11 protein-coding genes are annotated in these 13,363 nt (G+C 50.2%); 6 read left to right on the top strand and 5 right to left on the bottom strand.

What is annotated here, in order from left to right; all coding sequences use genetic code 11:
• The first annotated feature begins 36 nt into the window (after positions 1-36).
• Positions 37-846 carry a glutamate racemase gene (murI, locus tag BN3910_RS05915; protein WP_187367694.1) on the top strand — a complete coding sequence of 270 codons (810 nt, stop codon included), beginning with the start codon at positions 37-39 and terminating at the stop codon, positions 844-846.
• Complete coding sequence (locus tag BN3910_RS05910; RefSeq protein ID WP_066925297.1) at positions 843-2,108, top strand: Glu/Leu/Phe/Val family dehydrogenase; 1,266 nt, start codon at positions 843-845, stop codon at positions 2,106-2,108. Before murI ends, BN3910_RS05910 begins: the two co-directional genes overlap by 4 nt.
• A 126-nt stretch (positions 2,109-2,234) precedes the next feature.
• On the opposite strand, the gene BN3910_RS05905 is transcribed toward BN3910_RS05910, so the two are convergent.
• On the bottom strand, positions 2,235-2,504 hold the full coding sequence (locus BN3910_RS05905) for a hypothetical protein (protein WP_231862190.1): 270 nt from the start codon (positions 2,502-2,504) through the stop codon (positions 2,235-2,237).
• 23 nt (positions 2,505-2,527) lie between these two features.
• A complete protein-coding gene (locus BN3910_RS05900) occupies positions 2,528-3,607 on the bottom strand; it encodes an SPFH domain-containing protein (protein WP_082790334.1) in 1,080 nt (359 codons plus the stop codon).
• 961 nt (positions 3,608-4,568) lie between these two features.
• Between BN3910_RS05900 and BN3910_RS05890 the strand changes: the two genes are divergently transcribed.
• The 4 genes from BN3910_RS05890 (at position 4,569) to BN3910_RS05875 (ending at position 9,860) form a co-directional block, all read left to right on the top strand.
• Positions 4,569-6,248, top strand: coding sequence for a sensor histidine kinase (locus BN3910_RS05890; protein WP_066925291.1), 1,680 nt, complete (start codon positions 4,569-4,571; stop codon positions 6,246-6,248).
• Positions 6,245-6,961, top strand: a complete 717-nt coding sequence (locus BN3910_RS05885; RefSeq protein WP_066925288.1) for a response regulator — start codon at positions 6,245-6,247, stop codon at positions 6,959-6,961. Before BN3910_RS05890 ends, BN3910_RS05885 begins: the two co-directional genes overlap by 4 nt.
• A 135-nt stretch (positions 6,962-7,096) precedes the next feature.
• Positions 7,097-8,410 carry an NCS2 family permease gene (locus tag BN3910_RS05880; RefSeq protein ID WP_075968002.1) on the top strand — a complete coding sequence of 438 codons (1,314 nt, stop codon included), beginning with the start codon at positions 7,097-7,099 and terminating at the stop codon, positions 8,408-8,410.
• A 142-nt stretch (positions 8,411-8,552) separates the two neighbouring features.
• The gene (locus BN3910_RS05875; RefSeq protein WP_066925285.1) at positions 8,553-9,860 is read left to right on the top strand and encodes an NCS2 family permease; all 1,308 of its coding nucleotides are present in this window, start codon (positions 8,553-8,555) and stop codon (positions 9,858-9,860) included.
• Between the two features lie 256 nt (positions 9,861-10,116).
• Here the strand turns inward: BN3910_RS05875 and sdaAA are convergent, their stop codons facing one another.
• The 3 genes from sdaAA to BN3910_RS05860 form a co-directional block, all read right to left on the bottom strand.
• The gene (gene sdaAA, locus BN3910_RS05870; RefSeq protein WP_066925282.1) at positions 10,117-11,013 is read right to left on the bottom strand and encodes an L-serine ammonia-lyase, iron-sulfur-dependent, subunit alpha; all 897 of its coding nucleotides are present in this window, start codon (positions 11,011-11,013) and stop codon (positions 10,117-10,119) included.
• 15 nt (positions 11,014-11,028) lie between these two features.
• Positions 11,029-11,697, bottom strand: coding sequence for an L-serine ammonia-lyase, iron-sulfur-dependent subunit beta (gene sdaAB, locus BN3910_RS05865; protein WP_066925279.1), 669 nt, complete (start codon positions 11,695-11,697; stop codon positions 11,029-11,031).
• Between the two features lie 155 nt (positions 11,698-11,852).
• A complete protein-coding gene (locus BN3910_RS05860) occupies positions 11,853-13,100 on the bottom strand; it encodes a dicarboxylate/amino acid:cation symporter (RefSeq protein ID WP_066925276.1) in 1,248 nt (415 codons plus the stop codon).
• Positions 13,101-13,363: the final 263 nt, after the last annotated feature.

The following is a 13,363-nucleotide window of genomic DNA, read 5'->3' as shown; positions in this document are numbered from 1 at the left end:
GCGAGCGCCTCCATTTATCATGTAGACAGGATGAACATGAATCGACCCATCGGCTTTTTTGATAGCGGCGTAGGCGGATTTTCTGTATTGCGTCGCGCCATGGAAACCATGCATAGGCCGGTCACCTACATTGGTGATACGAAGCGTATGCCCTATGGATTGCGGACTCCGCAGGAAGTGGAGACATTTACCCTACAATGCCTTCGCGAATTGGAAAAACAAAACCCCGTTGCTGCCGTCATTGCTTGTAACACAGCGACGGTGTTTGCCTTGCAACGTGCCAGGGAAACGTTCTCTTTCCCGGTCATCGGCGTGATTGACCCGGCGTGTTGCTATGCAGTTCGTGCATCACGAACAAAAAAAATCGCGCTTCTTGCAACCCGGGCTACAGTGCTTAGTGGTAGCTACCAAAAGGCTTTGGAGGCGGTTGATCCTTCGGTGGAAGTGCTCAGCTGCGAAACCTCGGATTTGGTGGTGGCCATTGAACATGGGCATTTTGATGATGAAACAGCAGAGAAACTCATCAGTCGGTATCTGGATCAGATTTCTTCTTTTCCGTATGATACGCTGATTCTCGGCTGTACGCATCTTCCCCTGGCGCTTCCTATTTTCCGGAAGTTTTTTCCGGCGGGCAGCGGCGTCACTCTTGTCGATCCGGCGGAACCTATGCTTGACGAAATCGCTCGCGTCGTTCCGAAGGCATCTACAGAAGAGGGGAGCATCGAATTTTTGGCAACCGGTGACGTTGCCGCGTTTCAACAAGTCGCCGAACGCTTTTTGGATTTGTCCGGTCGACAGGTCAACTTCAAGCAATTGAATGTTGAGTCTTTAGGAGGGAACAAATGACAGATACATTGAATCCACTGGTAGCTGCACAAGCAAAGGTAAAAGCAGCCTGCGAAAAACTGGGCGCCGATCCGGCAGTTTATGAACTGCTGAAAGAACCCCAGCGTGTGATTGAAATCACGATTCCGGTAAAAATGGATGATGGTTCGTTAAAGACCTTCAAGGGTTGGAGATCGGCACATAGCTCAGCCGTTGGCCCGAGCAAGGGCGGCGTTCGCTTCCATCCCAACGTCAACATGGATGAAGTTAAGGCTTTGTCACTTTGGATGACCTTCAAGGGCGGCGCGCTCGGTCTTCCGTATGGCGGCGGCAAGGGCGGTATCTGCGTTGATCCGGCAGAACTTTCCAAGAGAGAATTGGAACAGCTCTGCCGTGGGTATGTCCGCGGTCTGTACAAGTATCTTGGCGAGCGCATTGATATTCCGGCACCGGACGTCAATACCAACGGTCAGATTATGAGCTGGTTTGTGGACGAATATGTCAAGCTCAACGGCGATAAGATGGACATGGGCACGTTCACCGGTAAACCGGTTGATTTCGGCGGATCGCTGGGACGTAATGCAGCGACCGGCTTTGGTGTCTCCATCGTTACACGTGAAGCCGCAAAACGTTTCGGTCTGGACATTAAAACGGCAAAAATTGCGGTACAGGGCTTCGGTAACGTCGGCAACTTCACGGTTAAGAGCATCAATCGTCAGGGCGGAAAAGTTTGCGCTTTAGCGGAATGGGACCGCAAAGAAGGCAACTATGCGCTCTATAACGAGAACGGCTTAGATTATGATAAGATGATGGCGTACAAAGAAGAACATGGTACGCTCATCGGTTTCCCGGATGCGAAACAGATCTCGGAAGAAGAATTCTGGACAGGCTCCTATGACATTCTGATTCCGGCAGCTCTCGAAAACGTCATCACCGGTGATCTGGCGAAAAAACTGAACGTCAAACTCATTTGTGAAGCGGCGAACGGCCCGACCACACCGGAAGGCGATAAAGTTCTGGCCGAAAGAAATATCCCGCTGACTCCGGATATTCTGACCAACTCCGGCGGCGTTCTGGTTTCCTACTATGAGTGGGTACAGAACCAGTACGGCTACTACTGGACGGAAGAAGAAGTCGAAACGAAGCAGGAAGCGGACATGATGAAAGCCATCGAAGGCGTCTTTGGCGTTTGCGATGAATACAACGTCACTCCGCGTGAAGGCGTTTATATGTACGCTATTCAGTCGATCGACAAGGCCATGAAGCTGCGCGGCTGGTATTAATCCCTCTCGTATGGAGGCGTTATCGTACGCCAATCATGGAATTCAAAGCCCCTCGGTGCTCGCCGAGGGGCTTTTTGCATAAGGAAGTCCCGTTCCGATCCCGTCCGCTCGCCCGTTGCTTCCTTCTTATTTATCTTTGTTTTTCTCCCGTACGGCTCGGGTTAGCAAATACTCAATTTGCCCATTAATGGAGCGAAGATCCTGATCCGCCCAGCGCGCCAGTGAAAACCAGAGGGAGAGGGGAATGCGCAGCAGCACTTGCTTCTTTTCCTGCTCGCCGGCAATCAACGTTTTCTCCCGCTCCTTGAGCATCTTCTCTCGTTGCTCAAGCTCTTCAAGCCGCCTGCGCAGACGTTCTTCACGTTTTGCAAGCGCGAGTTCATCCATATCCGGCATAGGCCGTTTATCCTGCGTTGCCATCAGTAGATCGATCCGCTGTTCACGATCGGTGCGACTTCTTTGGACGCACAGAGGACGACGAGAAGATTGGAAACCATCTGTGCCTTGCGCTCCTCATCCAAGGCGACCAGGTGTTTTTCATCCAACTGTGCTAAGGCCATTTCCACCATACCCACTGCGCCATCTACAATCTTGCTGCGTGCCGAAACGACAGCAGAAGCTTGCTGGCGCTGCAACATGGCGGCTGCAATCTCTTCTGCATAAGCCAGATGCGAGATACGCACATCTTCAATAAAAATGCCGGCAACGTGCATTTTCTCCTGCAAGGCGCGCTGCATTTCATCCGCAATCACTTGCGAAGAGCCCATCAGGGTCTTTTCACTATCCGCGATATCATCAAATTCCAGATTATCGTAGGGATATAGACGCGCGATGTTACGCACGACGGAATCGCACTGTGTCGATAAAAATTCAAAGTAGTTGTCCACGTTAAATACGGCTTTGGTCGGGTCTACGATACGCCAGAACACGACTGTCTCGAGGATGACAGGGTTTCCCAGAAGATCATTGACTTTTTGCCGCTCATTATTTAGGGTCTTGACCTTGAGAGATAGTCGACCGGTAGGTATGTTGATTTCAATAGACGGTTCTGCAGCGTCCTTGCTCTTTTTCTCCGTTCCACTTTTACGAGCCGGATCGGTTACGCTGGACACAAAGGGATTAAGTAGATACAGCCCCGGTTGATCGATCGTGCCATAATAGTTGCCGAAAAGCGTGAAGACCGCTGCTTCATTGGGTTTGACGCTTTTGATGGCGATGATCAGCAAAAGCGAAACGATCAGCATGAGTGCCGCTAAAGCCATGAAGATGCCGCCACTCGGCTTCTCTTCATCCAACAGGACGGCGCCAAAAATAAAGAGCGGAATGGAACCGATGAGCATCAACCCGCAAAGAACAGGAATAAAGCCACTGATTTTGCGCGTTAAACGGCGCGGCGAAATCGTCGGATCGTGCAAAGGTTGCGGGCTTTGTGGCGCATTCGCGTCTTGCGTGGTCTGCGGGGAGGGGGAAATACGGAGATCTTTTTGGTTGCGTTCCATAATTCGTTCCTTTCTATTTTGTAGCATTATAATATCAATTTAATATCATAACGGCAAGAAGGATATGTTATTTTTCGGTTAAGCTTGATAGAAAGAATGGGTCAAAAAGGCCTCGGTGATGAAGGAAGGCGAAGTGAGCGCAGAGATCGGCAGCGTCGTTGGTTGAAAATAAGCGGAGCGCCGCTGGAAATGGCGATGGCGGCGCGGTTTTGAAGGCGGAGCGCCGCTGGAAATGATGATGGCAGCGCAGCTTGGTCAAAAAATGCACACGACCCTGGCCAATAACAAAAATGCAAATAAGCCGGGGTTGCATAACCTTGGCAAACGAAAAAACGCGCACGAGCCAGGGCTGCATAACCCTGGCAAACGAAAAAACGCGCACCAGCCAGGACCACACAACCCTGGCAAATGGTAGAAACGCGCACCAGCCAGGACTACACAACCCTGGCAAATGGTAGAAACGCGCACCAGCCAGGACTACACAACCCTGGCAAACGGAAAAAACCTGCACCAGCCAGGGCTGCGCAACCCTGACAAGCGGAAAAAACGCGCACCAGCCAGGGTCGCACGACCCTGGCAAACGGAAAAAACGTGCATCAGCCAGGGCTGCACAACCCTGGCAAACGGAAAAAACGTGCGCGAGCCAGGACTTCGCAACCCTGAAAAATGGTAAAAAAGCGCATCAGCCAGGGTCGTGCACCGCTTCATCTTCTCTATCGTCCAATTACAGCCGGGCAAGTGCGAAAAGCGACCTGGACAGCATGAGAAGAAGCCCGAGAAGTACAATAGACACCGCGAAAAGTGTGAAAAGTTGCCTTGAGAGTAGGAAAGACGGTCCGAAAGCGAAAAGGACAGGGGGATCTTCGTTCTCCTTTGCCGGCGATTCGTTTATGATAAGAAGGACAGGTAATACCAAGAGTCGCAAGCAGACTCGTCGCATGCGGACTAAAGGAGAGACGGATTGAAACTGCGGACAAAAATTATGATGCTGGTCGGTGCGGTTGTCGTGGCACTGCTGTTACTCAATCATTATCCGGTGTCGATGCGCCTGCAGGAGACGGTGACGAGAGCGAATGCCTCGGCGCTTGCCGATTTAGTTCGACAATTTGCCGAAACGGGTGCGTTGATTGAGCAACTGCAACAGCGAAAGAATCGTGAAGAGACGGAACAGAATAAAGCGGAAAGATCGGGTGAAGCGCAACGGTCGGAAGAAGACAAGAATAAGCAAGCGAGGGACAGCGCGCAGCCGGATGCAGAAATGGCCGAACTTGCCCATCGATGGGAAGCTTCCGCATATTGTTCCGGGCTTACCGTGTTGGATAAAAAGCATCATACCGTCTATACGTCGGCGGAAAAAGGCGTGGAAGAAAAAATTCTTCGCGAATTTCGTCAATATCCCATGAATGAAGAACGGCAACTGCTGCCGAAAGGGCATCGGGAAAAAGAACCCCTGTATGCAGCAGCGCCCGTATATGGTCAGGACGGACAGCTGTTGGGACAGATTATTGCCAGCTTACACTACGGAGAAGGGCAAACCGACTTGCAGGAGGCGGTACAGAAGACGCAAAGGGACCTGAACGCCATGACGATGTTGGTGATGTTGGTTGCATTGCTCATCGTATGGGATCTGACCGATAAAATTAAGGGAACTATGTTTAACTTGGAACCGGAAGAGATTGCTCAGCTGTTGGTAGAACGAAATGCCTTGATCGATGCGGTTCGTGACGGCATTGTTGCAGTGGATGAAGAGGGAAGTATTTTGCATTGTAATCGCACGGCAACGGCGTTGTGCCAACAGCATCTTGGGCAGGAGGAGATCTCGTTTTCAACGCTTATTCCGGAGCTTTCCCTGGCGTCACTGCTTTCACGAAAAACGCCGCTTTTTGATTACGAGGGGCATATCGGAAAAGAAAAGATCTATATGAATTTTATTCCCATTGTGGTCGAAAATTCCGACAAAAAAAGCTTATTGATGACGTTTCGCCCGAAGCAGGAAGTTGTGCGTTTTGCAGAGGATATTACGGGTGTGCGCAGTTATATTGAGGCTTTGCGTGGACAAATGCATGAGTTTCATAATAAATTGCAGGCAATTTCCGGCTTGGTTCATGAACAAAATTTTCCTGCGTTGCAGGAGTATTTGGACGGTTTATTGCATCTGCAAGAACGGGAAAAAGAGACGCTTCGCGGAAAAATTCACGATCCGATTCTTTGTGCATTTTTGCTCAGTAAGTTCGATCGTGCAGCAGAGAAGAAGGTGGACTTGGTTTTAACGGATAATTCTCTCATGGAACAGACAGAGAGCAACGATCTCATTCAGGATCTCGTCGTGATCACCGGAAATCTTTTGGATAATGCGTTTGATGCCGCACAAAGTTCGGCGATGCGAATGGTGACGTTGGATATCGTGGAGACAGGGAAGGAAATTACCATCTCGGTTTGGAATTCCGGAGCTCCGATTGAAGAAGAGCAAATGGAACAGATTTTTGACTATGGCGTGACCACAAAAAAAGAAGGAAACGGAATCGGTCTACATTTGGTTAAAAAAGCATGCGCACGGCACAACGGTTATGTTTCCGTGTCCAGCGATGAGCAATCGGGAACGGAGTTTGTGGCCCATCTGATTCGAAAGGAGGAAGCATGAACGACGGAATATTGATTATTGAAGATGATCCGCAGGTAGCAACCATGACCAGTGAGTTTCTGCTTCATCATGGTTACCGGGAAGTTGCCGTAGCGAACAGCGCAGAAGAAGCGATGGCGTATCTTTCCAAGCATTCTGTATCGCTGGTGCTTTTGGATATTTATCTTCCCGGTGCATCGGGACTGGACGTATTGCGCAACATTCGTCGAGAACAGGAACAAATCGAAGCGATTATCGTGTCTGCGGCAAAAGACAGCGCACAAATTCGTGAAGCATTTCGTTTTGGCTGCATTGATTATCTTTTGAAGCCGTTTACGTATGAACGTCTGTCGGAAGCACTGGATAAATTTCAGCAGCGTTCGTCTTTGTTGAAAAAAGAGCGTTTAAGTCAGACGGAGTTGGACATGCTTGCCGGTGACCTCGGCGCGAGCGCGCCCTCTGACGCGTCTTCCTTGCCGAAGGGCATTGATTTGAACACATTAAACCGGATTTGCCGAGAGATCAAAACAAAGAAGGAGGCGTTTTGTGTACAGGATATTGCCGACGTACTGGCTCTTTCTCGTGTAACCGTGAAGAAATATCTGGATTTCCTCGCAGAAGAAAAGATTTTACGAAAAACATACATTTATGGCAATATCGGAAGGCCTTTACATGAATACCGATTGACGACGGATCCGGTGGCAAAGAAGCAATTTTTTCATTGGAGCGTTTAGTTTAGTTTCAAAAAGCACACATTACTTTCATAACATGAATTCTTTGTAGGACGACGATATACTGAAACAGGTTGGTCAGGATGGCCTCACGAGTCCCATCGGGAACCCAATCGATACCGAAGAAAGGGGGCGCCTTTGCAACGACTGGAGCAATGGGGAGAACGTTTCTTTTCGCTAAAGCAAAATGGAACCTCTTTCCAGACGGAATTTCTGGCCGGCGCGACAACGTTTGCCACCATGTCCTATGTGTTGGCGACCGTTCCGAATGTATTAAGCGAGGCGGGCTTGCCCAAGGGTGCGGTTCTCACCATGCTCATTTTGATGGTGGCTCTGTGCAGTATCGCAATGGCGCTTTATACCAACAAGCCTTTTGCGATGGCTCCGGGAATGAGCTCTGTAGCGGTTGTCGGCTCCATCACACACTTAGCCGGCATTCCGACAGACGTGGCGTTTGGACTGATTTTCCTCAGCGGGTTGATTTTCTGCGTAATTTCTTTTGTCGGACTGCGTGAGTTGGTGGTAAATGCGATTCCGGCAAACGTGAAATTCTCCATCAGCGCGGGAGTTGGCCTTTTTATCGCCTTAATCGGTCTAAAGACCGGCAACATCGTCGTCACGCTTTCCGGCGGATCACTTGGCTTTGGCGACTTGCATTCGACGAAATGCCTTCTCTTTGGTGTTGGTTTTCTCGTCCTGCTGCTTTTGGAAGCGCGCCGTTTTCGGGGAAGTATGATGGTTTCCATTTTGGTGGTGACTCTGCTGGCAATTCCCTTCGGGGAAACCGAAGTGCCGGAAACAATGTTCCAACTTCCGGCCAGTCCAGTCCCGGTTCTGTTTCACCTGGATATACTGGGTGCGCTGCGGCCGGAATATTTCCCGTATCTGTTCACCTTTTTTGTGCCGGATTTTTTCGGTACGATGGGCATTATCTTAGGCATCGCCAACCGCGCAGGATGGCAGGATGAGGAAGGTAATATGCCGGGCATCGATAAATGCTTCAAGGTGGATTCGCTGGCTACCGTCGCCGGAAGTTTTTGTGCCATGCCGGTGATGACCACGTATCTCGAATCGGTGAGCGGTGTCGAGGATGGAGGAAGAACGGGCCTGACCACGTTGGTAACGAGTGCGATGTTCATATTGATGCTTCTGCTGACGCCGGTTGCGCTGATGATCCCGCCGGTGGCGACGGGACCGGTGCTGACCTACATCGGTTTGCAGATGTTGGGTGCTATGCAGAATATTCATTATGACGATATGACCGAAGCGATTCCTGCGTTTATCGCGGTAGCGATGACGGTGTTCACCAATAATATTGCCAACGGCCTGTCCCTTTCCGTGCTCTGCTACGTTCTGCTGAAGGTCGCAGCTGGAAAGGCGAAAGAGGTTCATCCGGCAATGTACGGCCTATCGGCCTTTTTGGTGTACTATCTCTCAACGCTCATTTCGTAATGCGGGCATTCGGTAAGCCCCATGTCCGAAAGAGGAATCGTGATCTTCATCCGGTGTCTGTTCGCAAAAGAGCTTCTTCGCGTGCAAAGCTCTTTCCTACTTGGTAGGCTCTACCGTGCGCGCTGTACCTGAAGGAGGAACCATGAGCAATTTAAGCACAACGTTAGATAAACGTTTCAAGCTCACGGAAAACAAAACGACGGTGCGTACTGAATTGTTGGCCGGCGTGACGACCTTTGCGACCATGTCCTACGTCTTAGCGACGATTCCGAACATGTTGGAAAAAGCGGGACTGGTGCGTGGTGCGGTGTTGAGTGCCCTAATTATGATGATCGTGGCCTGTAGTGTCGCCATGGCGCTCTATACCAATCGTCCGTTCTGCCTTGCTCCGGGCATGAGTTCGGTGGCTATTCTCAGCTCTATCGATTCGATCGGCATGTCCGTAGAAGTCGCTTTCGGCCTTATTTTTATTGAAGGTGTCATTTTCGTTATTATTTCGTTTGCGGGCTTGCGAAACATTATTGCGACGGCCATTCCCGCCAGTATTAAAATCGCATTGAGCGGCGGTATTGGTCTATATATCGCTCTGATCGGCTTAAAATCCGGCGGCATCATTGTGGCTAGTGAGAAAAATACGTTGATTTTCGGTGACTTAAGCACCGCTAAGGCACTGATGTTCGGTATTGGCTTCTTATTGGTTTTGATCTTCGAGGCAAGAAAAATTAAAGGAAGCATGATTTTATCCATCATCCTGGTTACGCTGGTGGGCATTCCGCTTGGCGTAACGAAATTGCCGACCAACTTATTCAACCTGCCTTCCGGTATTGGGGATGTGACGTTTCGCATGGATATTTTGGGCGCGCTGAAACCGGAATATTTGCCTTGGTTATTAACCTTCTTTGTACCGGATTTCTTTGGAACCATGGGCATCATTTTAGGCGTTGCCAACCAAGCCGGTTGGCTGGATGAAAACGGAGATATGCCGGGTATTGAAAAATGCTTCAAGGTGGACTCGCTTTCCACCGTTGTCGGAAGCTTTTTCTGCATGCCGGTTATGACCACCTATTTGGAATCGGCAAGTGGCGTGGAAGACGGTGGACGTACAGGCTTAACGGCGATTACGACCAGTGTGTTGTTTGCCCTGATGATTCTTTTTACGCCGCTGGCATTGATGGTTCCCGGCGTGGCCACAGGTCCGGTATTGACGATTATTGGCTTCCAGATGCTCAGCTCCATGCGCAGTATTGATTACAGCGATAAAACGGAATCTCTGCCGGCTTTCATTGCCGTCGCGATGACCATCTTGACGTACAACATTGCCAACGGCATGGCCCTCTCGATCGTTTCCTACCTGATCCTGAAGATCGCTGCCGGAAAAATCAAAGATATTCCGAAGCCCATGTTTGTAGTCGGAATCTGCATGCTCTTCTATCTGTACACGCTGATCTAAGGAACGACACTGTTGTCATAAGGAAAAACAAAAAAACGCCGCAGCGATACCCTTTGCGGCGGTTTTTCATCTTATCACTTCGCTAAGCTGCCCCATCCAGCCAAGGTGCCCCATCCGCGAGTCGCCTCTTCGACGAGTCCCGACAATAACAATGGAAAGCGTAGTGAAGGGACGAGGAGAAGCGAGCGACGAGCGGACGAGGCGGCTTGACCTTGACGAGGAGAAGCGAGTGATGAGCGGATAGGGCGGCTTGGCCTTATACGTTTGGCGTTTCTTCTCCGTAGACTTGCTTGCGCAATGCTTTACCTGTGGGTGTAGCAGCTAATCCGCCAAGTGCGGTTTCTTTGAGTGCACTGCTCATCGTATCGCCGACCACTTTCATGGCTTGCAGACATTCGTCGGCAGGAATGTAAAGAGGAATGCCTGCCAAAGCCATGGAGGCGGAAGTAAGTGCAATGGCAGCGCCGGAGGCGTTGCGTTTGATGCAGGGAATTTCCACTAATCCAGCGACCGGATCACAGACAAGACCAAGTTGATTGACAAGACTCATACCCAATGCGTCGGAACATTGCTGCGGTGTACCGCCTTTCAGCTCAACGAGTGCTGCTGCCGCCATTCCGGAAGCGCTTCCGCATTCCGCTTGGCATCCGCCTTCCGCACCGGCAATGGATGCGTTTTTAGTGATGACGATACCGAAGCCTGCCGCCGTAAAAATGGACATGACAATATCGTGTTTTGCAATCTTTTCATCCTCGTAAAGCGTAGTCAAAATGCCCGGAAGAATGCCGCAGCTGCCGGCTGTCGGCGTAGCGACGATCTTGCCCATGGAGGCATTACAGTTTGACGTAGACATAGCACGGGCAATCACTTTCGTGAAAAATTCGCCGCCAATGCCGCCATTATGTTCCTGTGCATAGCGAAAAAGGCGCGCGCCTTCACCGCCGGTAAGCGAAGAAGCGGAGCGCAAGTTGGCATCCGATCCGATGTGTGTCGATTCGATCATGACATCAAAGGATGCTTCCATCTGGTTGTAGATGACTTCTTCGGGACGATTCAACTGCAAGGCCTGGTCGTGCAAAACAACTTCACTGATTTTCTTGCCTTGTTTTGTTGCCTCATCGACAATTTCCTGAAAGGAAAAATAGTTTAACATATTGTCTCCCTTCCGTTAAAACGCATGAAAAACGGAAACGCTGCGTACATGGGGAAGCGTGGAGACATCCCTTTTCAGCGTTTCGGGCGGATCCTGATCAAATTCCAGTGTCATCAGGGCCGTGCCGCCGCGTTCCGAGCGGGTGAGATTGAAATTGCAGATATTCATCTCGGCATAGCGGCTGCTCAGCAGATTCGTGACGGAAGCGATCACCCCTGGAACGTCATCATGGACGACCAGCATAGCGGTATTGTCGCCGGTAAAGTTGACGTGCAGTCCATCAATTTCATCAATACGAATGTTGCCGCCACCGACAGATGCGCCCATCACGACACCTTCCCGGCCATTTTTCAGACGGAAATGAATGCGCGCAGTATTGGGATGGGCTCCCGGAATATCGCAGGGGACAAAAGTATAGTGCAGTCCGCGTGCTTCAGCGATTTCCAAGGCATCGCGTACTTCTTTATCATCGCTGTGAAAGCCCATGATGCCGGCAAGAAGCGCCCGGTCGGTGCCATGTCCGCGATAGGTGCGGGCAAACGAGCCCGAAAGTTCAATGGTCACTTCTTCTGGCTGTTCTTCGTTCATGATCTTGTGTGCGACACGTCCCAGCCGGCAAGCACCGGCTGTATGGGAACTCGAGGGGCCGATCATCACCGGGCCGATAATGTTAAAGACGTTCATCGTGCCTCCTTTCTCAAGCTATTCGATTTGCCGGCAAAATTGGCGAAACCCTTGCCGGCGCTATCGAAACGATGGATCGCATTGCCAGCAAAATTGCCGACAAAAAACCCGGGCAAAGCGCCACAGAAAGGTGGCACTTTGCTCGGGAAAGGGATTTATTTCACAGCAACTTTATGAAGAATGGCTTCGTCGTTATACTTGTCAACGATGGCGGCAATCGCATTATCACCGGAAACGTTGCAGGCGGTACCGAACGAATCCTGCGTAATGTAGAGCGCAACCATCAAGGCGCAAATCGGACCCTGCGGATCGCCGGCGGGCATACCGAAGATGAGATACAGGAACGGCAGCGCGGTCATGATGGATCCGCCCGGAGCGCCCGGAGATGCGACCATAGCGATGCCCAGGGTCAAAATGAATGGTACGACGGTTCCGATGGAGATGGGCAGATTATTCATCAGGCAAACGGCAGTCGCACATGCGACAATCGTAATCATGGAACCGCACATATGAATGTTGGCACACAGCGGAACGACGAAGTTGCGAATTTCACGGCTGATGCCGTTGTGCTCGGCACACTGCAGGTTGACCGGAATCGTAGCAGCGGACGATTGTGTACCGATCGCCGTGAGATAGCCCGGAATCTGATTTTTGATCATGGTGAACGGGTTGCGCTTGGTGATGCTTCCGGCAACGCTGAACTGAATCAACAGATAGACCCAGTGCATGAGAATGACAACTAAGAACACCTTCCAGAGAATGCCCAGGATGGTGAAGGTTTGTCCCGAATAAGTCATATTGACAAACGTTCCGCAGATATAGAGCGGAAGAAGCGGAATGATAATCTTGTTCAGGACACGATCAATAATTTTGGCAAATTCACCCATACCGGAATAGAGGGCATTGCCGATTTCTTTGCCGCGCATGGTGGAGATGCTCAAGCCCAAAATGAAGGCAAAGACAACAGCAGAAATATTGTCCAGAAGTGGCGGAAGGCTCAGCGAGAAGAATGGTTCCAAGCTCTTTTCTGCGGTTTCCGTGATGGTTTTGACGTCTTCTGCCGAGATGAAAGACGGGAACAGCGAGGAAGATACCAGGTAGGAAGCCGTTCCGGCAATCAGGGTCGATCCGTAGGCAAGAATTACTGTGAAAAGCAAGAGTTTTCCTGCCCCTTGCGAGATGTCCGCAATACCCATGGTTACGAAAGCAAGAATCATCAGCGGAATAACGAATTTAATCAATAAGCTGACAAAATTGGATACGGTAACTACGGTTTGCGAGAGGAACTGTGGTGCGTATTGGCCGATCAGGATACCGAGAACGATACCGATAATCAGTCGGGGGACGAGACCGAGATGCTTCTTTTCGGTCTTTTCTGGGACATTGGGATTTGTGCTGTCCATAATGCACTCCTTAGGTAATAATAGCCGGCTCACCGTAATCGGAAAGAATAAAAGAAAATAAATTTCGATTCGATGAAAACCCTACGACACCCCTAATGTATACGAAATCCTCATATTTGTAAAATGTATTCCTCGCCTGTAGAGCGGGTTTACCGATAACAGCAAAGTTCCGTTTGTCCACCGCTTTATTTCTTTCTATGCGATTTTTCAAAGCTGAATTTTATACGATATAACCGACAAAAATGACTTTTTCTATTGAATTT

Source organism: Murdochiella massiliensis, assembly GCF_900059565.1.
In the GTDB taxonomy this organism is placed as follows: Bacteria; Bacillota; Clostridia; order Tissierellales; family Peptoniphilaceae; genus Murdochiella; species Murdochiella massiliensis.
This window is presented reverse-complemented; position numbering and strand designations above follow the sequence as displayed.

Bases quoted from the DNA above. Each gene is read 5' to 3' on its own strand.
- murI (WP_187367694.1), top strand. From the start codon at position 37: ATGAATCGACCCATCGGCTTTTTTGATAGCGGCGTAGGCGGATTTTCT.
- BN3910_RS05910 (WP_066925297.1), top strand. From the start codon at position 843: ATGACAGATACATTGAATCCACTGGTAGCTGCACAAGCAAAGGTAAAA.
- BN3910_RS05905 (WP_231862190.1), bottom strand. From the start codon at position 2,504: ATGCCGGATATGGATGAACTCGCGCTTGCAAAACGTGAAGAACGTCTG.
- BN3910_RS05900 (WP_082790334.1), bottom strand. From the start codon at position 3,607: ATGGAACGCAACCAAAAAGATCTCCGTATTTCCCCCTCCCCGCAGACC.
- BN3910_RS05885 (WP_066925288.1), top strand. From the start codon at position 6,245: ATGAACGACGGAATATTGATTATTGAAGATGATCCGCAGGTAGCAACC.
- BN3910_RS05875 (WP_066925285.1), top strand. From the start codon at position 8,553: ATGAGCAATTTAAGCACAACGTTAGATAAACGTTTCAAGCTCACGGAA.
- sdaAA (WP_066925282.1), bottom strand. From the start codon at position 11,013: ATGTTAAACTATTTTTCCTTTCAGGAAATTGTCGATGAGGCAACAAAA.
- sdaAB (WP_066925279.1), bottom strand. From the start codon at position 11,697: ATGAACGTCTTTAACATTATCGGCCCGGTGATGATCGGCCCCTCGAGT.
- BN3910_RS05860 (WP_066925276.1), bottom strand. From the start codon at position 13,100: ATGGACAGCACAAATCCCAATGTCCCAGAAAAGACCGAAAAGAAGCAT.